The organism is Streptomyces toyocaensis (assembly GCF_000725125.1).
Taxonomy (GTDB): Bacteria; Actinomycetota; Actinomycetes; order Streptomycetales; family Streptomycetaceae; genus Streptomyces; species Streptomyces toyocaensis.
This window is the reverse complement of sequence record NZ_JFCB01000036.1, coordinates 1-25,233: the sequence shown is the minus strand read 5'-3', so window position 1 is coordinate 25,233 and position 25,233 is coordinate 1. Positions and strand designations below refer to the sequence as shown.

Genomic DNA, 25,233 nt, shown 5'->3' with positions numbered 1-25,233 from the left:
GTAGCCTCGGAGCCGTTCACACTGGAGCGCGTGCACGGGGGTGAGGCGCTTGGAACCCGCCGTCCTGGGCGGCAGGCTGGCCTCCAGCCTGATCCGCCCGCTGGTGCGCAGACTCTTCGTCCCGGACGGGCCCGGTGCCGGACTCGTGGACAAGCCCGTCCGGCTGACGGACCTGGTGTCCTTCAGGGGCGAGAAGCGCACGCTGGGTGAGAAGGAGGTCCACCGGCTCGCCGGCCGGCTGGTGGCGGAGGCCGTGGCCTCACCCGGCGAGCGCCCCTTCCCGCCCGACGAGGAGACGGCCGTGACCGACGCCCTGGCGCGTCGGCTGCTCGCCCTCGGCGACCTGGACATGGACGACGTCCAAGCCGTGCGGCTGGGCAGCCACGAGCTCGCCCAGCAGCTGCACCACCGGGCCCCGCCGCCTGACGGCCTGACCGCGGACGCCTCCGTCTTCCTCGACTCGGCGACGCAGTGGGCCTGCCTGCACATCCTGGAATTCTTCACCCGTCGCTCCACCTTCGTGGCCCGCACCCTGGTGCATCAGACCCGCGCCCAGGCCGAGCTGATCGCACAGGTCGACGACCTGCTCACCCGCGTGCCCCGCCCCGACGCCAGGGACGCGGCCTTCGAGCGGCGCTACCTCGCCCACCTGGCGAAGAAGCACAGCCGGCTCACCATCTACGGCATCGACCTCGCCAACTCCCCCCGCCAGTGGCCGCTCGACGCCGCCTACCTGAGCCTGGAGGCCACCGGACGCGGGGAAGAGCCCGATCGCACCGTCTTCGAGGGGGAGCCTCCCGCCCATGCCGCCCGGCCGGCCGACCAGGCGCTGGCCGACCACGAGCGGGTACTGCTGCGAGGAGTCGCCGGTTCCGGCAAGACGACGCTGATCCAGTGGCTCGCCGTGTCCGCCGCCACCGGCGCCTCGGAGACGATGGCCCACCTCACCGGCAAGGTGCCGTTCGTCCTCCCGCTGCGCACCCTCACCCGGCACGGCGAGCGGCTCCCGGCCCCCGCCTCCTTCCTCTCCGCGACCGGCAGCCCCCTGGCCGGAGCACAGCCGGACGGCTGGGAGGACCGCGTCCTGGCCGCCGGACGGGGGCTCGTCCTGGTCGACGGCCTCGACGAGGTCCCGGAGGCGGAGCGCGAGCGCGCGCGGAGCTGGCTCACCGACCTCCTGGCCGCCTATCCCGGCAACGGCTGGCTCGTCACGTCCCGGCCCTCGGCCGTACGGGAGGACTGGCTGGCCACCGACGGCTTCACCGAACTGGTCCTCTCCCCGATGAGCACGGCGGACGTGACCTCCTTCGTCCGGCGCTGGCACTGCGCGGCCGCGAGCGGGGTCGCGGAGGAGGACAGGCAGCTCGCCCCGTACGAGAAGCAGCTCCTGCACGCGGTACGCACCAAGGCGGACCTCGGCAGGCTGGCCACCAACCCGTTGATGTGCGGGCTGATCTGCGCCCTGCACCGGGACCGGCGCGGCTACCTCCCGCACGGACGCAAGGAGCTGTACGAGGCCGCCCTGTCGATGCTCCTCGTCCGACGCGACCGCGAGCGCGACATGACGGGCCCGGAGCTGAGCGAGGAGCCTCAGCTGCAGATCCTGCAGCGGCTCGCGTACTGGCTCATCCGCAACGGCCGCACGGAGATGGACCGCTCCCGCGCTGAGCGGATCATCGCGGAGGTCCTCCCGGCGGTCCCGGCGGCATCCCGCCTCGGCGACGCGTCCGCGGTGCTCGACCACTTCCTGATCCGCACGGGCCTGCTCCTCGCCCCCACCGCGGACACCCTCCACTTCGTCCACCGCACGTTCCAGGACTTCCTGGGGGCCCGGGCCGCCGTGGAGGCGGGGGACCTGGGCCTGCTCGCCCAGCATGCCGACGACGACCAGTGGTCGGACGTGATCCGCATGGCGGTGGCCCTGGCCCGGCCCCGGGAGCGGGCCGAGCTGCTCGGCCTGCTGACCTCACGCACCGGCAAGCGGACCCGGTTGCTGGCCATGGCCTGCCTGGAGCACGCCACGGAGCTCGATCCGGCGGTGCGCCGCCGGGTCGAGGAGCTGGCGTCCGCGCTCCTGCCGCCCCGTACCGCCGAGGAGGCCCGGGACCTGGCCGAGGCAGGACCGCTGCTCCTGGAACTGCTGCCCGGTCCGGAGGGCCTCTCGGACGAGGAGGCCGAGGCGGTCACCACGGCCGCCGCGCTCGTCGGCTCCGAGGCGGCGCTCCCGGTTCTCGCCCGGTACGCGGAGCACCCGGCGGACCGGGTCCGGATGAACCTCATGCTGGCCTGGGAACGCTTCGACGCGCAGTCGTACGCCGACGAGGTGCTGGCCCGGGTCGACTCCGACGACTTCTTCATCCGGGTCTCCTCCCCGGAGACCCTGCGGGCCCTGCCGCGGATCGGCCGCCGCAAGCGCCTGACCGTCTGGGACGACCACGAACTCCGGGAGCTCCTGCGCGCCCTTCCCGACGCTGTGGAACGGCTGGTCCTGGCGGGCAACTCGCTGCTCGACGACCTGCGTCCACTGCGCGAACTGGCATCGCTGACCATGCTGAACCTCGTCGACTGCCCCTCGGTCCGCGATCTGTCACCGCTGGCGGAGCTGGAGCTGGAGGAGGTGCTGCTCAGCGACCTCGTACGGGTCTCCGGACTCGAACACCTCGGCACCCTGCGCAGTCTCTCGGTGATGACCTCGCTGGAAGGCGGCCTGGCCGCGCTGCCTCCCACCGCACCGCTGGCCTACCTCCACCTGAGCGAACGGGCCCGGTCCGGAGGGCTGGGCGGCCTGAGCCGCTGGCAGACGCTGACCCATGTCAACCTCAACGGTGTCGGACCCCTGCGGCCCGAGGACTGGGCCGAACTGGCCGCGCTGCCCGCGCTGAACCAGCTGTCCGTGGACGCGCGCCTCGCCGCCCGGGCCACCGGGGCACCGAGCCTTCCGCGCGTGCGCGAGCTGTACGTGCACAGCCTGCAGGCCGGCACGGACCTCTCCCCGCTGGCACGGCTCTGCCCGAACGCGCGCACCGTCCGGCTGTCTCCCGCAGCGACCTCCGCGCCGCCGGTGGATGCCGCGTACTCCGCCCAGTTCCCCGGCGCCGAGGTCACCGTCTCCCGCGGTCGCCCCTTCGCCCTGTCCTGAACACGCCGAAGGGGCCGGTGCCCCGGAAGGCACCGGCCCCTTCTCGCTCGCCCGGGCGCTTACGCGTCCTTGCTCAGGTTCGGACCGGCTCCGCCGGCCGCCTGCTCGATCGGCGGGACGTCGGGCAGGGCCGACTTCTCCTCGCCGCGGAAGGTGAAGGTCTGGGACTCGCCCTCGCCCTCGGTGTCCACGACCACGATGTGACCGGGACGCAGCTCGCCGAAGAGGATCTTCTCCGACAGCGAGTCCTCGATCTCCCGCTGGATGGTCCGGCGCAGCGGCCGGGCGCCCAGGACGGGGTCGTAGCCCCTCTTGGCCAGCAGCTCCTTCGCGGACTGGGAGAGCTCGATGCCCATGTCCCGGTCCTTCAGGCGCTCGTCCACCTTGTCGATCATCAGGTCGACGATCCGCAGGATGTCGTTCTGCGTGAGCTGCGGGAAGACCACCACGTCGTCGACGCGGTTGAGGAACTCGGGACGGAAGTGCTGCTTGAGCTCGTCCGAGACCTTGTTCTTCATGCGCTCGTAGTTGGTCTTCGTGTCACCCGCGGCGGCGAAGCCCAGGTTGAAGCCCTTGGAGATGTCCCGGGTGCCGAGGTTGGTCGTCATGATGATGACCGTGTTCTTGAAGTCCACGACCCGGCCCTGGGAGTCGGTCAGACGACCATCCTCCAGGATCTGCAGCAGCGAGTTGAAGATGTCCGGGTGGGCCTTCTCGACCTCGTCGAAGAGGACGACCGAGAACGGCTTGCGGCGCACCTTCTCCGTCAGCTGACCGCCCTCCTCGTAGCCCACGTAACCGGGGGGCGAACCGAAGAGGCGCGAGACCGTGTGCTTCTCGCTGAACTCCGACATGTCGAGGGAGATCAGCGCGTCCTCGTCACCGAAGAGGAACTCCGCGAGCGCCTTGGACAGCTCCGTCTTACCGACACCGGACGGACCGGCGAAGATGAACGAGCCGCCCGGACGCTTCGGGTCCTTCAGACCCGCACGGGTACGGCGGATCGCCTTGGACAGCGCCTTGACGGCGTCGTCCTGGCCGATGACCCGCTTGTGCAGCTCGTCCTCCATGCGGAGCAGACGGCTGGACTCCTCCTCCGTGAGCTTGAAGACCGGGATGCCCGTCGCCGTGGCGAGGACCTCGGCGATCAGCTCGCCGTCGACCTCGGCGACGACGTCCATGTCGCCGGCCTTCCACTCCTTCTCCCGCTTCGCCTTGGCGGCCAGGAGCTGCTTCTCCTTGTCGCGCAGCGAGGCGGCCTTCTCGAAGTCCTGCGAGTCGATCGCGGACTCCTTGTCCCGGCGGACACCGGCGATCTTCTCGTCGAACTCGCGCAGGTCCGGCGGCGCGGTCATCCGGCGGATGCGCATCCGCGAGCCGGCCTCGTCGATCAGGTCGATCGCCTTGTCCGGCAGGAAGCGGTCCGAGATGTAGCGGTCGGCCAGGGTGGCGGCCTGGACCAGGGCCTCGTCCGTGATGGAGACGCGGTGGTGCGCCTCGTAACGGTCACGGAGGCCCTTGAGGATCTCGATCGTGTGCGGCAGGGACGGCTCGGCCACCTGGATCGGCTGGAAGCGGCGCTCGAGGGCCGCGTCCTTCTCCAGGTGCTTGCGGTACTCGTCCAGCGTGGTGGCGCCGATGGTCTGCAGCTCACCACGGGCCAGCATCGGCTTCAGGATGGAGGCGGCGTCGATGGCGCCCTCGGCGGCACCCGCACCGACCAGCGTGTGCAGCTCGTCGATGAACAGGATGATGTCGCCGCGGGTGCGGATCTCCTTGAGCACCTTCTTCAGGCGCTCCTCGAAGTCACCGCGGTAGCGGGAGCCCGCGACCAGCGCGCCGAGGTCCAGGGTGTAGAGGTGCTTGTCCTTGAGGGTCTCGGGCACCTCGCCCTTGACGATGGCCTGCGCGAGGCCCTCGACGACGGCGGTCTTGCCGACGCCGGGCTCACCGATCAGCACCGGGTTGTTCTTGGTACGGCGGGACAGCACCTGCATGACCCGCTCGATCTCCTTCTCGCGCCCGATGACCGGGTCGAGCTTGGACTCACGAGCGGCCTGGGTGAGGTTCCGGCCGAACTGGTCGAGGACCAGGGACGTCGAGGGCGTGCCCTCGGCGGGACCGCCGGCGGTGGCGGTCTCCTTGCCCTGGTAACCGGAGAGCAGCTGGATCACCTGCTGCCGCACGCGGTTCAGATCAGCGCCCAGCTTGACCAGGACCTGGGCGGCGACGCCCTCGCCCTCACGGATCAGGCCGAGCAGGATGTGCTCCGTGCCGATGTAGTTGTGGCCCAGCTGAAGGGCCTCGCGGAGCGAGAGCTCCAGGACCTTCTTGGCACGGGGGGTGAAGGGAATGTGACCCGACGGGGCCTGCTGGCCCTGCCCGATGATCTCCTCCACCTGCTGGCGGACCGCCTCGAGCGAAATCCCGAGGCTCTCAAGGGCCTTGGCGGCGACACCCTCACCCTCGTGGATCAGGCCCAGGAGGATGTGCTCGGTGCCGATGTAGTTGTGGTTGAGCATCCGGGCTTCTTCCTGAGCCAGGACGACAACCCGCCGCGCGCGGTCGGTGAACCTCTCGAACATCGTTAATCGCTCCTCAGAGCGGTCAGGCAGTGGGGGGAACTTCCCCTCCCTGTCCTTCCGCAGCTTAGTCCCGCAAGCGGGGACCGCTCATTCCAACTGCCGACACCGTCGATGGCCTCCTGACCCCGCTAACGCCGACATCTGCTCCAACCCGATGGTGCGAGACGATGTTCCCGCAGGCCAGGCAGTTACCCCCATCGCCACTACGCCCATGGCGAACGGGAGACGTCCCGCCCTGCGTGTCGCCCCCTCCCACTAGGGATGTCTTACCCGCTGCTACGGACGGTCCATGCCGAGTGCACGGGTTCCCTCCGCTACGGGCGAACAACCTTGCGCCTCCGCGCACCCCCGCACGCCCCCCGGTCCGGCACTCCCCGCTCACGGTACGCGACCCAACGTAACCCTTCGGGGCTCCGGAGGGTTGCGCGGGGCATGGCTGGTCCCCCCTCCCCCGGCGTACCGCTTCCCCGTCGACCGCTCACGCCGCGTGACGACGAGGTGAGGCACTGGTACGAGAACGTCCTGGGCTGGCCCACGGCGCCCGGGGCTCCGCCGCGGCTGGCGACAGGGGTGCGGTTCGACGTCCTCGACATGCCCGCGCAGGCGGGGTGGGCGGCGCTGGGGCGCCTCGGGTGGGGGTTCCCGGTGGCGCTGCGCGGCAGCCGGATGCGACTGCTGGTCGCTGCGGGCAGCGCGGAGGAACTGCCGGGGCTGCTGGAGTGGCTGGAATGGGGCCCGCCGCTCGACCTGGATCTGACGGCGATCGGGGCGGGAGGGTCCATGGAGGCCCCCTGGCCCGCCGGCCCCGGCGCGGGCGGGGACGCCCGCGGGGGTCCGCCCCGTGGCGGCCGTGGGGGAGTCCCGGGCGGTTCGCAGGGGGCCGCCGTGTGGCTGCGGCCCCCCGAGCCGGAACACGGGGCCGGGGCCCCGCTGCCGACGCTGTCGGCGATGGGCACGAGGGGTGCGAAGGGGGACTGTGACGGCCCCCCGGATCTCGTGCGGCTGGTGAACACGGTGGCGACGCAGATCCACCGCGTTCGGCTGCGGCGCGCCGGTGCGGGCGCCGCTGTCGAGGCCGACGGTCAGCCGTTGGCCTTCTCGTAGGCCTCGCGGATGGACGCCGGGACACGGCCGCGGTCGTTGACCTCGTAACCGTTCTCCTTCGCCCAGGCGCGGATGGCCGCGGTGTCCTGGCTGCCACCGGAAGAAGCACGCGCCTTTCCGCGCCCACCCGAAGCGCGGCCCCCGGTGCGACGACCGCCCTTCACGTAAGGCTCGAGAAGGCCGCGGAGCTTGTCCGCATTGGCAGTGGTGAGATCGATCTCGTATGTCTTGCCGTCCAACGCGAACGTCACGGTCTCGTCCGCCTCGCCGCCGTCGAGGTCGTCGACAAGAAGGACCTGAACCTTCTGTGCCACCGGATTTCCTTTCATCGATAACTTGAGGGCCGGGGTGTGCCGGCGTCCGCCGTATCGCCGCCCCTTGTTATATGCAGTACAGCAGTACTGCGGAAAGCAAACCGCTTTTGCCGTAAAAACACAAACCCCTGGCGGAGACCCGCTGCCCGCAACCGGTACGAAAACAGGCGCGTTTCGGACATAGGGCACCCCACAGATCACAGATGCAGAAGCATCCGGCTGTTGCCCAAGGTGTTCGGTTTCACGCGTTCGAGACCGAGGAACTCCGCGACGCCCTCGTCATAGGAGCGCAGCAACTCCGCGTACACATCGGTGTCGACGGGTGTCTCGCCGATCTCCACGAAGCCGTGCTTGCTGAAGAAGTCAACTTCGAAGGTCAGGCAGAAAACGCGCCGAACACCGAGCCAGCGGGCCGTCTCCAGCAGCTTCTCCAGCACCCGGTGACCGACGCCGGCGCCCTTCAGCCCCGGCTTCACGGCGAGAGTGCGGACTTCCGCGAGGTCTTCCCACATCACGTGCAGGGCGCCGCAGCCGACCACCTCTGCGTTGTCGTCCCGTTCCGCGACCCAGAACTCCTGGATGTCCTCGTAAAGCGTCACCGTCGCTTTGTCGAGCAGGATGCCCCCGCGGACGTAGGTGTCAAGGAGACGGCGCACGGCCGGCACATCGCTGGTGCGGGCCCGTCGGACCGTGAGGGCATTTGCGGTGGCTTCGGGGCTGTCTGCTGACATGAGCGGACGCTATCGTCCGCCGTGGTCGCCGGCGGAGCCGGGGTTCTCTTCGGGCTTCTCGCCGGGGGATTCGGGGAGCTGGACGATCCGTACCGCGTCCGTGAGAGCCCGGCGCTGTTCCTCGCTCATCATGCCGAAGAAGGCGACGAGAGCGGCGGCGGGGTTGTCGCTCTGCGACCAGGCCTCGTTCATCAGGGCCGCGGCGTAGGCGGCGCGCGTGGAGACCGCCTCATATCGATAGGCCCGGCCCTCGGCTTCTCGGCGCACCCAGCCCTTCTGATGAAGATTGTCCAGAACGGTCATCACCGTGGTGTACGCGATGGACCGTTCCTTCTGGAGATCTTCCAGGACTTCCCGAACGGTCACCGGGCGGTTCCACTTCCACACCCGCGTCATGACCGCGTCTTCGAGTTCTCCCAATGGGCGAGGCACACCTCAGAACCATAGTGGGAGATCCCGGTCATGGCGTGCCGGACGGGCGTCGTTCGGGATGAACGCGACGAAAAAGGGCGTACGAGGGTGCGTCGTACGCCCTGGGGCGGGGCCGGGCGGCGGGCCGGGCAGGCCGGGCCGAGTGGGTGGTCAGGCGTCCGTCTTGGGGGAGGGGGTCGCACCCTCCGTCCTTGCGAGGGCCGCGTCGACGGCCGCGTCCTCCTTGGTCTTGTTGGCGCCACCCTGGGTCTTCACGATCACCCGGATCACGGCGATGAAGAGGACGGCCATGACGGCCGGGGGGAGGAGCGCGGAGACGTAGTCCATGTATCCAGGGTAGCCAGGGCGGGCCGTCAGCCGGCGGCGAGGTGCTGGTCGGCCGGGGGTGGCGTGGGTTTGCGGCGGGGGAAGACCTCGCCGGGGGTGGGGACGGGGCGGCGAGTGGGCTTGGGGGTGCCGGGGGCCGGGGCCGGGGTGGGAGCGGGGGCGGGGCTGGGGTTCGGTGCGGGGTGCGGGCCGGCAGGGGGGTTCTCCGCGGGCTTCTTCTCCTGGTCGTCGGCGGCTGCTCCGCGTCCTCCGGGGAGGGCCGTGAGGCGGGTGCGCTCGCAGTGGTGCAGGAGGGCGGCGGCGGTGGGGTTGCCGCGCAGGGCGCGAAGGGCGGCCAGATCGTCGGGCTGGGGGCGGTATCCGGCGCCCAGCGCCTCCTCCAGGAGCGTGAGGTAGCCGGCAGCCGTGCCGGGGAGGGCGGCGCGGTAGCGGCCGAGGTCGGCCAGGAGGAAGGCGCGCAGCCGGGCACTCTCCCGCGACGCCTCGTCGAGGGAGTCGGCGAGGCGGAGGCAGTCCTGGACGTCGTCGGCCGAGGCGGGGGTGGGGAGCAGGGCGAGGGCGAGAGCGCGGCGGAGCACGCGCAGTTCCTCCGCGCCGAACGCCATGCCGCCGCGGGATCCGTAGGGCGTGGGCATGCTGCGACGATACGCGCTAATCAGACAAACATCGCGTATGGGGCTCAGGTGTGGCGCGGAGTGCCACCCGGGTGGCTGGGAGGCCGTGCATGCGCCCGGCCTGCGGTGGGACACGCCGGCTGCGGGTGGGGGCTCGGGTGGCGCCTTCGGGTGGTGGGTGGGTCGGGGTCGGGTCGGGGGTGTCCGTCCTCGGACCGGCGCGACCGGGTCGGCCGGTGGAGGTGCGGGGTGCTCGTTCGCACCAGCCGCTGCGGGCGCACACCCCCGCCCCGCCCCCTTCCCGCCGTAGGCGGCACAGGCGACGTACACGGCGGGCCGCCGCACCGCTCTCACAGGCCCCCCATGCCGCACCCGCCGCACCCGCGGGCCCCATGCCGCTTCCGCCGCACCCGCGGGCCCGCCGCGCCGCTTCCGCCGCTCTCGTGGGCCCGCCGCGCCGCTCCCGCCGCACCCGCGGGCCTCACGTCGCTCCCGCCGCACCCACGGGCCCGCCGCGCCGCTTCCGCGGGCAGTCGTGCCGCTGGGGCGATGGGGGTCCCCCCGCTCGAGCGGCGTCGGGAGTGGGGGAGGGTGGGCGCGACGGCGCCCCGCAAGCGCCGGGCTGCGCGACCTCCCCCGGCCCGCAGCGGCACCGGGCACCACGCGAGCAACGGGCTGAGCAACGAGCCCCGGCCCCCGGCTACAGGCGCGATGCGTTCCGCTCGTACACCAGGCGGAGCCCGACCAGCGTCAGCCACGGCTCGTGCTCGTCGATCACCGAGCTCTCGCCCAGCACCATCGGCGCCAGCCCACCCGTCGCGATGACCGTCACGTCGTCGGGGTCGTCCGCCAGCTCCCGCGCCATCCGGTTGACCACGCCGTCCACCTGACCGGCGAATCCGTAGATGATGCCGGACTGCATCGCCTCGACCGTGTTCTTGCCGATCACGCTGCGCGGGCGCGCCACCTCGATCTTCCGCAGCTGCGCGCCGCGGACGCCGAGCGCCTCCACGGAGATCTCGATGCCGGGCGCGATGACGCCGCCGACGTACTCCCCGCGCGCGCTGACCGCGTCGAACGTCGTCGCCGTGCCGAAGTCGACGACGACCGCGGGACCGCCGTAGAGGTCGACCGCCGCGACGGCGTTGATGATGCGGTCCGCGCCGACCTCCTTGGGGTTGTCGGTGAGGATGGGGACCCCGGTCTTCACGCCCGGTTCGACGAGGACGGCGGGGACGTCCCCGTAGTAACGGCGGGTGACCTCGCGGAGTTCGTGCAGCACGGAGGGGACCGTCGCGCAGATCGCGATGCCGTCGATGCCGTCGCCCAGCTCGTCGCCCAGCAGTGGGTGCATGCCCATGAGGCCCTGCAGGAGGACCGCCAGCTCGTCGGCCGTGCGGCGGGCGTCCGTGGAGATGCGCCAGTGTTCGACGATGTCGTCGCCGTCGAAGAGGCCCAGGACGGTGTGGGTGTTGCCCACGTCGATCGTCAGCAGCATGGCCGGTCCTACTCCGCCGCTCGCAGGTCGAGGCCGATGTCGAGGATCGGCGAGGAGTGGGTGAGGGCTCCCACGGCCAGGTAGTCCACGCCCGTGTCCGCGTAGGCCTTCGCGCCCGCGAGGGTGAGGCGGCCGGAGGCCTCCAGGGCGGCCCGGCCGTCGACGAGGGCCACCGCCTCCGCGCACTCGCCGGGCGTGAAGTTGTCCAGCAGGATCAGGTCGGCGCCGGCGTCGAGGACGTCGCGCAGCTGGTGGAGGGTGTCGACCTCGACCTCGATCGGGACGTCGGGGAAGCGCTCGCGGACCGCGCGGAACGCCTCGGCGACGCCGCCCGCGGCCACCACGTGGTTGTCCTTGACCAGGGCCGCGTCCGAGAGGGACATGCGGTGGTTGACGCCGCCCCCGCAGCGCACCGCGAACTTCTCCAGGCTGCGCAGGCCGGGGGTGGTCTTGCGGGTGTCGCGGACCTTCGCCCCGGTGCCGTCGAGGACGTCCGCCCACGCGCGTGTGGCCGTCGCGATGCCCGACAGGCGGCACAGGAGGTTCAGGGCGCTGCGTTCGGCGGTGAGGATGTCGCGCGTGCGGGTGGTGATCGAGAGGAGGGTCTGGCCCGCTTCCACGCGGTCGCCGTCCTCCACGTGGCGCTCGACCTCGAACTCCTCCGTGCAGACGATCGACATGACCGCCTCGGCGATCCTGAGGCCCGCCACCGTGCCCGCCTCCCGCGCGGTGAAGTCGGCGGTGGCCACGGCGTCCTCCGGGATGGTCGCGACCGTGGTCACGTCCACGCCGTGGGCCAGGTCCTCCTGGAGGGCGACGTTCGCGATGTCCTCGACCTCGACGGGGTCGAGGCCCGCGTCGGCCAGGAGCTGGGCGAGTGCGGGGTCGAGGCCGCACTCCAGGTAGGTCTCCTCGTCGGCGCCGCAGGCACAGCCGTCGCCACAGCCGCCGGAGGAAACGAGAGGAAGGTCGGGGGTGGTCACTGCTGTCACTGCTCCTGGGACTGAGGGAGGGTCGGGGGGAAGTCTGTGGTGCCGGTGGTGTGCGCCGCCAGCGATCGGTCCGGATTCAGCCGTACGACGATGTGGCGGCGCCAGTGGGTGTCGTCGCGTTCGGGGCGGTCCTCGCGCCAGTGGCAGCCGCGGGTCTCCTCGCGGCGCAGCGCGGCGGCCACCAGGACGCGGGCCACGCACAGGAGGTTGGTGGCCTCCCAGGTGTCGACGCCGGGCTCGGCGGTCTTGCCGTTCTCGTCGAGGGCGTCGCGCGCGTCGGCGTGCAGCTCGTGGAGGCGGTGCGCGGCCTCGGAGAGGGAGGCCTCGGAGCGCAGCACGCCTGCTCCCCGGGTCATGATCCGCTGGATGGTGAAGCGGGCCTCCGGCGGGAGGAGGGGGTGCTCGGGGCGCTCGCCGGTGGGGAGCGGCTGCGGCACGCGGGGGTGGAGGGTACCGGTGCGTGCGATGTCGGTGGCGATGCGCTCGGCGTAGACCAGGCCCTCGAGGAGGGAGTTGGAGGCGAGGCGGTTGGCGCCGTGCACGCCCGTGCAGGCGACCTCGCCGCACGCGTACAGGCCGGGCACGGTGGTGCGGCCGTGGGAGTCGGTGCGGACGCCGCCGGAGGCGTAGTGGGCGGCCGGGGCGACCGGGACGGGCTCGGTGACCGGGTCGATGCCGTGGGCGCGGCAGGCGGCGAGGATCGTGGGGAAGCGGTGCTCCCACATCTCGGCGCCGAAGTGGCGGGCGTCGAGATACATGTGCTCGGCGTCCTGCTCCCGCATGCGGCGCATGATGCCCTTGGCGACGATGTCCCGGGGCGCCAGTTCGGCGAGCTCGTGCTGCCCCCGCATGAAGCGCACGCCCTCGGCGTCCACCAGGTGGGCGCCCTCGCCGCGTACCGCCTCGGAGACCAGCGGCTGCTGGCCCTCCGCCTCGGGTCCGAGGAAGAGGACGGTGGGGTGGAACTGGACGAATTCGAGGTCGCTCACCTCGGCGCCCGCGCGGAGCGCGAGGGCCACGCCGTCGCCCGTGGAGACGGCAGGGTTCGTCGTCGCCGAGAAGACCTGGCCCATGCCGCCGGTCGCCAGGACGACGGCCGGGGCGTGGACCGCGCCCACGCCGTCGTGCTGGCCCTCGCCCATGACGTGCAGGGTGACGCCGGCGGTGCGGCCGTCGGCGTCCGTGAGGAGGTCCAGGACCAGGGCGTTCTCGATGGTGCGCAGCCCCCGCGCGCGGACCGCGTCGACGAGGGCCCGGGAGATCTCCGCACCGGTGGCGTCGCCGCCCGCGTGAGCGATGCGGCGGCGGTGGTGGCCGCCCTCGCGGGTGAGGGCGAGGCCGCCCTCGGTGGACTCGTCGAAGTGCGCGCCCGTCGCGATGAGGCGGCGTACGGCGTCGGGGCCCTCGGTGACCAGGATGCGGACCGCTTCCTCGTCGCACAGGCCCGCGCCGGCGACCAGGGTGTCGTCCAGGTGCTGCTCGGGGGTGTCGCCCTCGCCGAGGGCCGCGGCGATCCCGCCCTGCGCCCAGCGGGTGGAGCCGTCGTCGAGGCGGGCCTTGGTGACGACCACCGTGGTCAGGCCGGCGGCCTCGCAGCGCAGGGCCGCGGTGAGGCCGGCGACGCCGGAGCCGACGACCACGACGTCCGCGTCGATGGACCACCCGGCCGCGGGGGCGTGCAGTCGTATGCCTGTGCTGGTCACGAGGCGGCTCCGAAGGTTCCGAAGGTCAGGGGGACGTTGTCGATCAGACGGGTGCGGCCCACGCGGGCAGCCACGGCGAGGACGGCCTCGCCCGTGAAGTCGTCGCCGATCTCGGTGAAGTCGGAGGGGTCGACCAGGGCCAGGTAGTCCAGCTCGAGCGGCGGGTCGAGCCGGGCGGCCTCGTCGAGGACCAGGCGGGCGGCGGCGCGGATGGCCGCCGGGCCGCCGGCGGTGGTGGCGACGGCGTGCGCGTCGGCCGCGGCGCGGGACTCGCCTATGGCGCTGAGCGCCTCGGCACGCGCGCGCGTGGCGGGCACCTCATGGGCACGCGCGCGCAGCGCCTGCTGGGCCGCGTGCCGGTCGCGTCCGGCGAACAGGGCCTGCGACAGGGCGAGCGCGGTGCGCCGCCCGGTGGGCGAGAGGTAGCGGTTGCGGCTGGACAGGGCGAGCCCGTCCTCCTCGCGGACGGTGGGCACGCCGACGACCTCGACGCCGAAGTTCAGGTCCCGCACCATGCGCCGGATCAGGGCGAGCTGCTGGGCGTCCTTCTGGCCGTACAGGGCGATGTCGGGGCGGGTGAGGTGGAGCAGCTTGGCGACGACGGTGAGCATGCCGTCGAAGTGGCCGGGGCGGGACGCCCCCTCCAGGCGTGCGCCCATCGGACCGGCGCTGACGCGGACCTGGGGTTCGCCGCCCGGGTAGACCTCGTCCACCGAGGGGGCGAACACGGCGTCGGCGCCGGACCGCCCGGCGAGTTCCAGGTCGGCGTCCAGGGTGCGCGGGTAGCGGTCCAGGTCCTCGCCCGCCCCGAACTGCAGCGGGTTGACGAAGACGGTGACCACGACCTCACCGTCGGGGCCCGCGACGTCCCGTGCGGTGCGGATCAGCGTGGCGTGGCCCTCGTGCAGCGCGCCCATGGTCATCACGACGGCGCGGCGGCCCGTGCGCGCGCGTGCGTGCAGTTCGGCGGCGGTGCGCAGCAGGGTGGTCATCGGGCGGCTCCGTTCCGGCACGCGCGCGTCGTCGTACGGGTGGGATGGGCGGTGGGGCGGGGCGTGCCGCTCATCGGGACTCCCCCGGGGTGCTTCCGGTGCCGTCGGCTCCGCCGGTTCCGCCTGCTCCGCCGTCGGCGAGCACCCCGAGGAGGTCCTGGGCGAGTTCCGGCTTCAGCAGGCCGTGCGCGAGGGCGCGGTCGGCGGTCGCGCGGGCCATCGCGAGATAGCCGGCGACGGCCGCCGGGGAGTGCCGGCGCAGCTCGGTGACGTGCGCGGCGACCGTGCCCGCGTCGCCGCGGGCGACGGGGCCGGTGAGGGCCGCGTCGCCGGAGCGCAGGGCGTTGTCCAGGGCGGCGCCGAGCAGCGGGCCGAGCATCCGGTCGGGGGCTCCGACGCCGGCCGCGCGCAGCAGCTCCATGGACTGGGCGACCAGGGTGACCAGGTGGTTGGCGCCCAGGGCGAGGGCCGCGTGGTAGAGCGGGCGGTTCTCCTCGGCGATCCACTCGGGCTCGCCGCCCATCTCGATGACGAGGGCCTCGGCGGCCAGCCGCAGCTCCTCGGGCGCGGTGACGCCGAAGGGGCACCCGGCGAGGCGCTGCACGTCGACGGGGGTGCCGGTGAACGTCATCGCCGGGTGCAGGGCGAGCGGCAGGGCACCGGCGCGCAGGGCGGGGTCGAGGACCTTCGCGCCGTACCGGCCGGAGGTGTGCACCAGCAGCTGTCCCGGCCGCACCGCGCCGGTGTCTGCGAGTCCGGACACCAGCTCCGGGAGCGCGTCGTCCGGGACGGTCAGCAGCACCAGCTCGGACCGCTGGAGGACGTCGGCGGGCGTCACCACCGGCACGTCCGGGAGCATCTGCTCGGCGCGCCTGCGGGAGGCGGCGGAGACGGCGGAGACGGCCACCGGGCGGTGCCCGGCGAGCTGGAGGGACGCGGCCAGGGCGGGGCCCACGCGTCCGGCGCCGACGACGCCGACGGTGAGCCGCGCGGGGCGGTCCCGGGGATCGGGCTGTGGGGTTGTGTTCACGCGACGGCGGCCTTCCCGTTCCAGTCCGCTCGGGGTACCGGACGATTTCTCGTCATGTTAACGCGATCGGTTCCGGGGGGCGGTCGGTTGTCCACAGGCTGTGGGTTTCCGTGCGCCGCGGCGGCACACGCGCGTGCGGAAATGGGTGTGCACGCGCGGACGGGGGCGCGGGATGATCGCGCGCATGAGCGATACGGACGGCACAGAGGGCACCACCACGCTGCGCGAACGGCGGATCGCCGCCTGGCGCGCCGCCCCGCGCGTGCTCGCGCGCCTCGGCTTCCTCGCCCCTCTCTCGGAGCGGCTGGCTCTGCTGGAGGCGGCGGGGACCGTGTACGACCTCGGCGAGACCTCCGACATCTACGGCAACGGTGTCGTGGAGGCCCTGGAGAAGCGGGTCGCCGGGCTGCTCGGCACCGAGGCCGCCGCGTTCTTCCCGACCGGCACGATGGCCCAGCAGGTCGCACTGCGCTGCTGGGCCGGCCGGACCGGCGACCCGGCGGTCGCCCTGCACCCGCTGAGCCACCCCGAGGTGTACGAGCGGAACGCCTTCAGCCAGGTCAGCGGATTGCGGCCGGTACGGATGACGAGTGAGCCCCGGCTGCCCACCGCCGCCGAGGTGCGGGACTTCGAGGAGCCCTTCGGGGCGCTGATGCTGGAACTGCCGCTCAGGGACGCCGGTTTCGTGCTGCCCACCTGGGAGGAGCTGACCGAGGTGGTGGGCGCCGCGCGGGAACGCGAGGCGGTGGTGCACTTCGACGGGGCCCGGCTGTGGGAGTGCACCGAGCACTTCGGGCGGCCGCTGGAGGAGATCGCGGGCCTCGCGGACAGCGTCTACGTGTCGTTCTACAAGTCCCTCGACGCCTACGGCGGCGCCGCCCTGGCCGGTCCCGCGACGCTGGTGGAGGAGGCGAGGGCCTGGCGGCACCGGTACGGCGGCAACGTGTTCCAGCAGTTCCCGACCGCGCTGTCGGCACTGATCGGGCTGGAGCGGGAGCTGCCCCGGCTGCCGGAGTACGTCCGGCACGCGCGCGTGGTGGCGGCCGCGCTGCGCGAGGGCCTGGCGCAAGGAGGGCTGCCCTGGTTCCGGGTCCATCCCGAGGTGCCGCACACCTACGACTTCCAGGTGTGGCTGCCGTACGAGGCGGACGTGGTCGCCGAGGTGGCGATCGCGGCGGCGGAGGAGACGGGTGCGGTGCTCTTCGCCAACCACTGGGACCCGAAGGGGCCGGGCCTGTCCTTCACGGAGGTGTACGTACGGGCCGCGGGGCTGGAGTGGACGGCGGACGACGTCCGCAGGGCGGCTGAGGGGTTCGCGCGGCGGCTGGTCCGGGCCTGACGCCCTTTCGCCCCCGCCGCCCTTTCCGTCCCGTCCCCGGGTCTGGGGCGGAGCCCGGTCGGGAAGCGGCGGCGGGGGCGAGGTCACGTCGTCGTGCACCATGTGGACATGGGCGTGCACATCGACATCGCGGGGCTGCGGCCGGAACGGGTCGCCGTCGTACCCTCGCCCTTGGCCGAGCTCGGCATGGCGCTGCACGCGCTGTCCGAGCCGTCGCACCATCCGGCGCTGCGGGGCTGGGTGACGGGCGTGACCGCGCGGCTGGACCCGCACCTCGCGGACCGGATGTGCGAGGCGGACTTCCTGTGGCGGACGACGTTCTCGGACCTGTTCCTGCCGAGCGCCGGCCTGCCGGGCCGCAGGACGCTCCCGGGCGGGACCCTCGCCGAGGAGCTGGACCTGCTGGACGAGCTGTCCGACGAGCAGTTCGTGGACGCCGCCCTGGAGTTCACCTGCGCCCTCCCCTACGGCCTGCCGGGGGCGGGCCCGCTCGCCGACGAGGGGCTGCGCCGCCGCTCGCTGGAGCTGGCCGCCGCGCGGGGGCCGCGGCAGCTCCTGTTCACCGAGCGGCTGCTCGCGGATCCACCGCGGATCAGGGACTGGCTGCGGCAGTTCCTCCGGGACTGCGACGCCGCGTTCTTCGCCGGGACGTGGGCCCGGCTGCACCCCCGGCTCGCCGCCGACACCCGCCTCAAGACCGACCTGCTCCGGCACAAGGGGCCGGCCGAGGCACTGGGCTCGGTGTCCCCCGCCGTGACGCTCGACGAGGCGGCGGGCCGGATCACCGTGGACAAGCTGGGCGAGGGCCGTACGGCCACGGGCGACGGCGGGCTGCTGCTGATCCCGACCAGCCTCGGCTGGCCGCACCTGATGGTGCTCCACCGGTACGGCTGGCAGCCGGTGCTGCACTACCCGGTCGGCTCCCCCGAGCCGGCCGCCCCGCCGACGGTCGACCAGCTGGCCCTGCGGATGACCGCGCTGTCCCACCCGGTCCGTATGCGCATGTGCCGCCATCTCGCCCGCAGCGCGCACACCACCAGCGAACTGGCCCAGGTGCATGGCATGACGGCGCCGGAGATATCCCGGCACCTGAGCGTGCTGAAGAAGGCCGGGCTGATCAGCACCCGCCGCCGCGGGCGGTACGTGCTGCACCAGCTGGACGTGACGGTCGTGGCCCGGCTGGGCAGCGACTTCCTTGAGGGGATCCTGCGCTGAGGGCGCGCACCGCCTGTGCGGTCAGTCGAAACGGATGTGCCGGATGCCCACGCCCGCCTGCCGCAGCCGGGTCCGCAGCGGGCCCCCTTGGTGGGGGCGCAGGGTCAGTCCGGCCAGGACGGCGATGCGGTCCGCCGTCTTCGGCACCGTGGTGCGGTCGGTCCACAGGTGCTCGGCGAACTCAGGCTCGCGCAGCCGCTCCAGGCAGTGGTCGAGCCGCTGCACCGCCCAGCTCTCCCGGCGCAGCGAGGCCTTGCCCAGGACGGACCCGAGGAGGTGGCCGAAGCCGCGCTCGCGCAACCGCCGCAGTACCGTCGCACGTTCGGCGAGGAGCGTGAAGTGGCGCACGTCGTGGCCGAGTTCGCGCAGCCGTCCCACGGTCTCCGCGAAGTGCCCGGGGTCGGTGACGGTCATCGGCGCGATCACCACGCAGTCGTGCCGGGTCAGGGCGAGGTCGAGGACCTCGACGACGCCCTGCCGCCAGGCGCGCAGGTCCTGGAAGTCGCCGCGCAGGTCGGGCGGGAGCATGCGGTGCAGGCCGAAGCCGGGGTACTCCGGGTCGCAGATGACGCTGCCCGGCAGACGGCGCCGAATCTCGTGTGCGGTCTGGGTCTTGCCGCCCCCGAAGGGCCCGTTGATCCACAGCAGCATGGACGGACCCTACCGGCGCGCGGCCGTCCGTTCAGCCGTGTCCGCCGGCCCGCACCAGACCCGTCTCGTAGGCGAGGACGACGACTTGCACCCGGTCCCGCAGGCCCAGCTTGGTGAGGATGCGGCCCACGTGGGTCTTCACGGTCGCCTCGGAGAGCACCAGCCGGGCCGCGATCTCTCCGTTGGACAGGCCCTGCGCGACCAGGACCATGACCTCACGCTCGCGCTCGGTGAGCCGTTCCAGCTCCTTGTGCTGAGGCTGCCTGCCGCCGCTGGGCAGCATCGGCGCGAACCGGTCCAGGAGCCGGCGGGTGGTGGAGGGGGCGACCACGGCGTCACCGCTGTGCACCGCGCGGATCGCCGCGAGCAGCTCGCCCGGCGGCACGTCCTTGAGCATGAAGCCGGACGCGCCCGCCTTCAGCCCGGAGAAGGCGTACTCGTCCAGGTCGAAGGTGGTCAGGATCAGCACCTTCGGCGGGTCCGTGTCCGCGCAGATCCGGCGGGTCGTCTCCACCCCGTCGAGCTTGGGCATGCGGACGTCCATCAGCACCACGTCGACGGCGGTGGACCGCAGCACCTGAAGCGCCTCGACGCCGTCGCCCGCCTCCGCCACGACCTCCATGTCCGGCTGGGCGGCGAGCACCATCCGGAACCCGGTGCGCAGCAGCACCTGGTCGTCGACGAGCATCACGCGGATCGTCATCGGGCCTCTTCCGTTCGGTCGTCAGGTCGTCAGGTCGTCACAGAGGTTGTGACAGGTGTCAACAGGGGGCGCTGGAAGGCGTCAATGCGCTGGTTTGAGCGGCAGCAGCACGCTGATGCGGAATCCTCCGCCCGGGCGCGGTCCCGCGTCCAGGGTTCCGCCGACCATGCCGACCCGCTCGCGCATGCCGATCAGGCCGTGTCCCTGGCCGTCGAAGCCGCCCTCCTCGTAGAGCTCGTGCGGGGCGCCCTTTCCGTCGTCCTCCACGAGCAGGCCGAGGCCGTCGTCGAAGTACACCAGGCGAACGCTGGCGCCCGCGTTGGGGCCGCCGTGCTTGCGCGTATTGGTGAGCGCCTCCTGCACGATGCGGTAGGCGGTCAGCTCGACCCCGCTGGGCAGGGGGCGCGGTGTGCCCTCGACCCTGAAGTCCACGGGCAGCCCGGACCCCCGGCACTGCTCGACGAGGTCCTCGATCTGCCGCACGTCGGGCTGCGGCACGTACTCGCCCGCCTCCTGGTGCTCGCCGGTGCGCAGCACGCCCAGCAGGCGGCGCATCTCGGCGAGGGCCTGGCGGCCCGTGGAGGAGATGGTCTCCAGGGCCTTCTTGGCCTGGTCGGGCGCGGCGTCGAGGACGTAGGCGGCGCCGTCGGCCTGCACCACCATCACCGACACGTTGTGCGCCACGACGTCGTGCAGCTCGCGCGCTATCCGGGCGCGTTCGGCGGCGACCGCGACCTTGGCCTGCGCCGCGCGCTCCTTCTCCAGACGGGCGGCCCGTTCCTCGAGCTGTGCGAAGTAGGCGCGGCGGGTGCGGATGGAGTCGCCGAGCACCCAGGCGAGGGCGAAGGGCACGGTCTGGAAGATCATCAGGGCGAGATTGCCCGCCGTGCCCGTGTCCTCGTTCGGCCAGCGCAGCTGTGCGAGCGGGGCCGCGCACAGGCCGGCGGTCAGCGCGAGGCGCGAGGCCCAGCGGGCACCGACGGCCGCGACCGTGTAGACGATCACCAGCAGGGCGAAGTCGGCGGGCAGCGTCGCCACGTCCGTGATCAGCTGCCCCGCGCCCACGGCGAGGGCGAGGACCAGCATCCGCTCGGGCATGCGGCGGCGCAGCGCGACGACCAGCGACAGCAGCAGTACGACCGGCACGGTGAGGGCCGGAAGATCCGTTCCCCGGGCCGCCTCCGTATTCGCTCCGCTGATCACCGAAAGGCCGAACAGGACCACGGCCCAGAAGCCGTCGACCCATGTCGGGTGTCTGCGGAGGAAGTCATAGAGGCGCTGCACGTAACCCAGCGTAGGGAAGCGAAATGCGTGCAGGGGTCAACCGGAGGGTCGATCCCCGGTCCGCACGCGTACTCCGCAAGGTGGAGGCCCGGCATATCCCCGCCGTTAACCTGGGCCGGTGGCGAGTGCGAGGGCGGGTGAGGAACCGGTGACGCCGGGAACCGGAGAGGGCCTGCGGGGCTGGCGGGCGGCGGCCCGGGACGCCCTGTACGGCCCGGAGGGCTTCTACCGCCGGCCCGGGGAGGGGCCGGCCGGGCACTTCCGTACGTCGGTGCACGCCTCGCCGCTGTTCGCGGGTGCCGTGGCGCGGCTGCTGTGCCGGGTCGACGACGCACTGGGGCGGCCCGCGGTGCTCGACTTCGTGGACATGGCGGCCGGGCGGGGCGAGCTGGCCGCGGGCGTCCTCGCCGCACTGCCCGCCGGAGTGGCGGAGCGCACGCGGGCGTGCGCCGTCGAACTCGGAGGCCGGCCCGCCGGACTCGATCAACGGGTCGAGTGGCGCACCGAGCCCCCGGACGGCGTCACGGGGCTGCTCTTCGCCAACGAGTGGCTGGACAACGTGCCCGTGGACGTCGCCGAGGTGGACGCGGCGGGCGTGCCGCGCCTGGTACTGGTGCGTGGTGACGGGACGGAGCGGCTCGGGGAGCCGGTCACCGGTGCGGAGGCCGCGTGGCTGGCGCGGTGGTGGCCGCTGGCGGCCGAGGAGGGTCTCCGCGCGGAGATCGGGCTGCCCCGGGACCGGGCCTGGGCGGAGGTGGCCGGGACGGTCGCACGGGGGCTCGCCGTCGCCGTGGACTACGCGCACACGGCCGCCGCCCGGCCGCCGTTCGGGACGCTCACCGGGTTCCGGGAGGGGCGGGAGACGGCGCCCGTGCCGGACGGGTCGTGCGACATCACCGCGCATGTCGCGCTGGACGCGTGCGCCGCGGCCTGCGCGCTCCCCGGCACGCGCCTGCTGGCGCAGCGGGAGGCCCTGGACGCCCTGGGGGTGAGCGGCGCACGCCCTCCGCTCGCCCTGGCGTCCACGGACCCCGCCGGGTACGTGCGCGCCCTCGCGAGCGCCGGGGAGGCCGCCGAGCTGACCGCGCCCGGCGGACTCGGGGACTTCGGGTGGCTGGTGCAGCCGGTGGGGATCGGGGACCCGATCGGCGGCTGAGCACGGGGTGCCCTGCCGGGGACCTACTTGTCGATGTCCCCCACGACGAAGAACATCGACCCCAGGATCGCCACCATGTCCGCCACCAGCGTCCCCGGCAGCAGTTCGGTGAGCGCCTGGATGTTGTTGTACGACGCCGAGCGCAGCTTCAGCCGGTACGGCGTCTTCTCCCCCTTGCTGACCAGGTAGTAGCCGTTGATGCCGAGCGGGTTCTCGGTCCACGCGTACGTGTGTCCCTCGGGCGCCTTGAGGACCTTCGGGAGCCGCTGGTTGACCGGGCCCGGCGGCAGGCCGGCGAGCCGGTCGAGGCAGGCGTCGGCGAGGTCGAGGGCGTTGTGGGTCTGCGCGAGGAGGCACTCGAAGCGGGCCAGGCAGTCGCCCTCCTCGCGGGTCACCACCTCAAGGACGTCGCCCAGTTCGCCGTAGGCGAGGTACGGCTCGTCGCGGCGCAGGTCGAAGTCGACGCCCGAGGCACGCCCGATCGGCCCGCTCACCCCGTAGGCGTGCACCGCCTCCGGGGAGAGCACGCCGACGCCGCGCGTGCGGCCCCGGAAGATCTCGTTGCCGAGCACCAGGTCGTCGAAGCGGTCCATGCGGGAGCGCACGTCGGCCACCGCGGCACGCGCGCGCGTGGCCCATCCGGCGGGGAGGTCCTCCTTGAGGCCGCCCACGCGGTTGAACATGTAGTGCATGCGCCCACCGGAGACCTCCTCCATGACGTGCTGGAGCTCCTCGCGCTCCCGGAAGGCGTAGAAGATCGGGGTGATGCCGCCGAGTTCCAGCGGATAGGAGCCGAGGAACATCAGGTGGTTGAGCACCCGGTTCAGCTCCGCGAGCAGCGTGCGCAGCCACACCGCGCGCTCGGGGACCTCCATGCCGAGCATCCGCTCCACGGCGAGGACCACGCCCAGCTCGTTGGAGAACGCCGACAGCCAGTCGTGGCGGTTGGCCAGCATGATGATCTGGCGGTAGTCGCGGGCCTCGAAGAGTTTCTCCGCGCCCCGGTGCATGTAACCGATGACGGGCTCCGCGCTGATGATGCGCTCGCCGTCCAGGACGAGCTTCAGCCGCAGCACGCCGTGCGTGGAGGGGTGCTGGGGTCCGATGTTGAGCACCATGTCGGTGCTCTCCGCCGCGCCGCCGATGCCGACCATGGTCTCCGTCTTGGGAGTCATGAACACAGTCTCCCCTACGTACGCTGGCCCTATGGAGACGGGGAGCCCGCACGACACGGGGCCGGCGGAAGCGGACAGGACGGCGCAGGCGGCGGGGCCGGCGGGCGCGGGGGACGAACCGGTCTGGATCGCACTGCCCCCGGGACTGCTCACGATGCGGCGCCTGCTGCTGGTGGTGTGGCTGGGGCTGCTGACGCTCGCCACCGGGCTGGTGCCGGCGCTGCTGGCGGGGCCCGGCTGGGCGGCCTTCGCGGCCCTGCCGCTCGCCCTGCTGCTCTGGGGCTGGGTGATGCTGGAGCGGAACTGGCGCTCCTGGAGGTACGCGGAGCGCGCCGACGACCTGCTGATCAGCCGTGGGGTCCTGTGGCGCGAGGAGACGGTCGTGCCGTACGGGCGGATGCAGCTGGTCGAGGTCACCTCGGGGCCCGTGGAACGGCACTTCGGGCTGGCCAGCGTGCAGCTGCACACGGCGGCCGCCGCGACCGACGCGACCATCCCCGGCCTCGACCCGGCCGAGGCGGAACGGCTGCGCGACCGGCTCACGGAGCTCGGCGAGGCCCGATCGGCGGGGCTGTGACGGCCCCGGACGTCCACGAGGACGTACGCGGCCGGCCGCCCGTGACCGAGCGGCGGCTGCACCCCGTCACGCCGTTCAGGCGGGCGTGGGCGCCCGTCGCGGTGCTGATCGGGTGGGCGGTGCACGACCCCGACCAGGCACAGCGCCAGCTGACCCGGCTGACGACCACGACCCTGCTGATAGGGCTCGCCGTGCTCCTCCCGGCCGCCGCCCTCTACGGCTTTTTGAGCTGGTGGTTCACCCACTTCTCGGTGACCGGGACCGAGTTGCGCATCCGTACCGGGCTGCTGTTCCGGCGCACCGCGCACATCCGGCTTGAGCGGATCCAGGCCATCGACGTCACCCAGCCGCTGCTCGCGCGGGTCGCGGGCGTGGCGAAACTCAGACTCGACGTCATAGGCGCCGACAAGAAGGACGAGCTGGCCTTCCTCGGCGCCGACGAGGCGCGGGTGCTGCGCGCCGAACTGCTCGCGCGGGCGGCGGGCTTCGCGCCGGAGACGGCGCACGAGGTGGGTGAGGCGCCGTCCCGGCAGATGCTGCGGGTGCCACCGGGTGTGCTCGCCGTCTCCCTGCTGCTGACCGGGGCGACCTGGGGGTGGCTCCTGGTCGCCTGCGTCGTGGTGCCGTTGCTGTGGACGGCCACCCACAGCCTGTGGACGGTGCTCGCCGTGGCCGTGCCGATGCTGGGCGCGGCGGGCGCGAGCAGCGTGGGCCGGTTCGTCGCCGAGTACGACTGGACCCTGGGCGAGTCGCCCGACGGGCTGCGCATCGACCACGGGCTGCTGGACCGGGCGCACGAGACGGTGCCGCCGGGCCGTGTGCAGACCGTCCGGCTCGTCGAGCCGCTGCTGTGGCGACGGCGGGGCTGGGTGCGGGTGGAGCTGGATGTGGCGGGGTCGTCGAACTCCCTCCTGCTGCCGGTCGCCCCGCGCGAGCTCGCCGAGTCGGTCGTCGCGCGGGTGCTGCCCGGGGTGAGCGTGCCCCCGCCCGAGGCGCTGGTCCGGCCGCCGCTCCGCGCGCGGTGGTGCATGCCGGTGTGGTGGCGGGGTTACGGGCTCGCCGTCACCGACGGGGTGTTCGCCGCGCGCCACGGCCTGCTGCGCCGCAGCCTGTCCCTGGTGCCGCACGCCAAGGTGCAGAGCGTCCGGCTCGTCCAGGGCCCCTGGCAGCGGGCACGGGGGGTCGCCGACGTCCATGTGGACACCGGCGCGAACAAGTCGGTCACGGCCCGCCTCCGGGACGCGGCGGAGGCGGCGTCCCTGCTGCGGGCCCAGGCGGAACGATCCCGCACGGGGCGCAGGGACGCCCGCCCCGACCGCTGGATGGCCTGACCGGCCCCGAGCCCCTCCGCGCGGGCCGCGGGAGCCCTCGCCCCCTTCCCGGCCCCTCCGCGCGGGCCGCGGACTCCCTGCCCTCCCCGGGCCCCACGGGCACCCCGCCCGCACCTTGGAAGCAGGGCGCTCATAGGGCACCCCGCCCACGCGGGGATCCCGCACAAACGGACCCCGGTCCCGCCCCGGCCACGGAAACAGCCCGTTCCCGCCTCCCCCCAGCCCCACGGGCACCCCGCCCACGCGGGGATCCCGCACAAACGGACCCCGGTCCCGCCCCGACCACGCAAACAGCCCGTTCCCGCCTCCCCCACCCCCCACGGGCACCCCGCCCGCGCGAG

General features: G+C 73.1%; 22 protein-coding genes. 7 read left to right on the top strand and 15 right to left on the bottom strand.

The genetic code is table 11. The annotated features are described in order from the left end of the window. Positions 1-49: 49 nt before the first annotated feature. Complete coding sequence (locus BU52_RS28380) at positions 50-3,139, top strand: NACHT domain-containing protein (RefSeq protein ID WP_037939823.1); 3,090 nt, start codon at positions 50-52, stop codon at positions 3,137-3,139. Between the two features lie 59 nt (positions 3,140-3,198). Here BU52_RS28380 and BU52_RS28375 read toward each other — a convergent pair whose 3' ends face one another. Further along, entirely contained in the window at positions 3,199-5,724 is a 2,526-nt protein-coding gene (locus tag BU52_RS28375) for an ATP-dependent Clp protease ATP-binding subunit (protein WP_037939822.1), read from the bottom strand. A 432-nt stretch (positions 5,725-6,156) separates the two neighbouring features. On the opposite strand from BU52_RS28375, the gene BU52_RS28370 reads away from it, so the two are divergent. Next, positions 6,157-6,828, top strand: a complete 672-nt coding sequence (locus BU52_RS28370) for an SCO3374 family protein (protein ID WP_037939820.1) — start codon at positions 6,157-6,159, stop codon at positions 6,826-6,828. Here BU52_RS28370 and BU52_RS28365 read toward each other — a convergent pair. The 10 genes from BU52_RS28365 to BU52_RS28320 form a co-directional block, all read right to left on the bottom strand. Beyond that, entirely contained in the window at positions 6,807-7,142 is a 336-nt protein-coding gene (locus tag BU52_RS28365; protein WP_037939819.1) for a histone-like nucleoid-structuring protein Lsr2, read from the bottom strand. The two genes, BU52_RS28370 and BU52_RS28365, sit on opposite strands and share 22 nt — an antisense overlap. A gap of 197 nt (positions 7,143-7,339) precedes the next feature. Then, entirely contained in the window at positions 7,340-7,873 is a 534-nt protein-coding gene (locus BU52_RS28360; protein WP_037939817.1) for an amino-acid N-acetyltransferase, read from the bottom strand. 9 nt (positions 7,874-7,882) lie between these two features. After that, positions 7,883-8,293, bottom strand: coding sequence for a BlaI/MecI/CopY family transcriptional regulator (locus tag BU52_RS28355; protein WP_037939816.1), 411 nt, complete (start codon positions 8,291-8,293; stop codon positions 7,883-7,885). Between the two features lie 162 nt (positions 8,294-8,455). Then, positions 8,456-8,632 (bottom strand): hypothetical protein, encoded by a 177-nt coding sequence (locus BU52_RS35070; RefSeq protein WP_037939813.1) that lies wholly within the window; start codon positions 8,630-8,632, stop codon positions 8,456-8,458. Between the two features lie 26 nt (positions 8,633-8,658). Further along, positions 8,659-9,267: a hypothetical protein gene (locus tag BU52_RS28345; RefSeq protein WP_078903488.1), complete on the bottom strand. Its 609-nt coding sequence runs from the start codon at positions 9,265-9,267 to the stop codon at positions 8,659-8,661. A 679-nt stretch (positions 9,268-9,946) separates the two neighbouring features. Further along, positions 9,947-10,744 carry a type III pantothenate kinase gene (locus BU52_RS28340; RefSeq protein WP_037939808.1) on the bottom strand — a complete coding sequence of 266 codons (798 nt, stop codon included), beginning with the start codon at positions 10,742-10,744 and terminating at the stop codon, positions 9,947-9,949. Between the two features lie 8 nt (positions 10,745-10,752). Then, positions 10,753-11,727 carry a carboxylating nicotinate-nucleotide diphosphorylase gene (nadC, locus tag BU52_RS28335; RefSeq protein ID WP_037939806.1) on the bottom strand — a complete coding sequence of 325 codons (975 nt, stop codon included), beginning with the start codon at positions 11,725-11,727 and terminating at the stop codon, positions 10,753-10,755. A 5-nt stretch (positions 11,728-11,732) separates the two neighbouring features. Continuing rightward, positions 11,733-13,439: an L-aspartate oxidase gene (locus tag BU52_RS28330; protein WP_037939803.1), complete on the bottom strand. Its 1,707-nt coding sequence runs from the start codon at positions 13,437-13,439 to the stop codon at positions 11,733-11,735. Further along, positions 13,436-14,431 carry a pantoate--beta-alanine ligase gene (gene panC / locus BU52_RS28325; RefSeq protein WP_037939799.1) on the bottom strand — a complete coding sequence of 332 codons (996 nt, stop codon included), beginning with the start codon at positions 14,429-14,431 and terminating at the stop codon, positions 13,436-13,438. The genes BU52_RS28330 and panC overlap by 4 nt, the downstream gene beginning before the upstream one ends. Before the next feature lie 70 nt (positions 14,432-14,501). Beyond that, on the bottom strand, positions 14,502-15,461 hold the full coding sequence (locus BU52_RS28320; protein ID WP_037939797.1) for a Rossmann-like and DUF2520 domain-containing protein: 960 nt from the start codon (positions 15,459-15,461) through the stop codon (positions 14,502-14,504). A gap of 172 nt (positions 15,462-15,633) precedes the next feature. Here BU52_RS28320 and BU52_RS28315 point away from each other — a divergent pair, with 172 nt between their 5' ends. Next, complete coding sequence (locus BU52_RS28315; protein WP_037939794.1) at positions 15,634-16,800, top strand: threonine aldolase family protein; 1,167 nt, start codon at positions 15,634-15,636, stop codon at positions 16,798-16,800. 108 nt (positions 16,801-16,908) lie between these two features. Next, on the top strand, positions 16,909-18,015 hold the full coding sequence (locus BU52_RS28310) for a DUF5937 family protein (protein WP_037939791.1): 1,107 nt from the start codon (positions 16,909-16,911) through the stop codon (positions 18,013-18,015). A 21-nt stretch (positions 18,016-18,036) separates the two neighbouring features. Here the strand turns inward: BU52_RS28310 and BU52_RS28305 are convergent, their stop codons facing one another. From BU52_RS28305 to BU52_RS28295, 3 genes are all read right to left on the bottom strand, one after another. Beyond that, positions 18,037-18,666, bottom strand: a complete 630-nt coding sequence (locus BU52_RS28305; RefSeq protein ID WP_037939789.1) for an AAA family ATPase — start codon at positions 18,664-18,666, stop codon at positions 18,037-18,039. A 31-nt stretch (positions 18,667-18,697) separates the two neighbouring features. Then, complete coding sequence (locus tag BU52_RS28300; RefSeq protein ID WP_037939786.1) at positions 18,698-19,369, bottom strand: response regulator; 672 nt, start codon at positions 19,367-19,369, stop codon at positions 18,698-18,700. An 81-nt stretch (positions 19,370-19,450) separates the two neighbouring features. Further along, positions 19,451-20,653, bottom strand: coding sequence for a sensor histidine kinase (locus BU52_RS28295; protein WP_037939784.1), 1,203 nt, complete (start codon positions 20,651-20,653; stop codon positions 19,451-19,453). Positions 20,654-20,771: 118 nt separating this feature from the next. Between BU52_RS28295 and BU52_RS28290 the strand changes: the two genes are divergently transcribed. Beyond that, positions 20,772-21,809, top strand: a complete 1,038-nt coding sequence (locus BU52_RS28290) for an SAM-dependent methyltransferase (RefSeq protein WP_078903487.1) — start codon at positions 20,772-20,774, stop codon at positions 21,807-21,809. Positions 21,810-21,832: 23 nt separating this feature from the next. Here BU52_RS28290 and BU52_RS28285 read toward each other — a convergent pair whose 3' ends face one another. After that, positions 21,833-22,984 carry an NADH-quinone oxidoreductase subunit D gene (locus BU52_RS28285; protein WP_037939779.1) on the bottom strand — a complete coding sequence of 384 codons (1,152 nt, stop codon included), beginning with the start codon at positions 22,982-22,984 and terminating at the stop codon, positions 21,833-21,835. A 31-nt stretch (positions 22,985-23,015) separates the two neighbouring features. On the opposite strand from BU52_RS28285, the gene BU52_RS28280 reads away from it, so the two are divergent. After that, complete coding sequence (locus BU52_RS28280) at positions 23,016-23,561, top strand: PH domain-containing protein (protein WP_037939777.1); 546 nt, start codon at positions 23,016-23,018, stop codon at positions 23,559-23,561. Further along, positions 23,558-24,892, top strand: coding sequence for a PH domain-containing protein (locus tag BU52_RS28275; protein WP_037939774.1), 1,335 nt, complete (start codon positions 23,558-23,560; stop codon positions 24,890-24,892). The genes BU52_RS28280 and BU52_RS28275 overlap by 4 nt, the downstream gene beginning before the upstream one ends. The last annotated feature ends 341 nt before the right edge of the window (positions 24,893-25,233 follow it).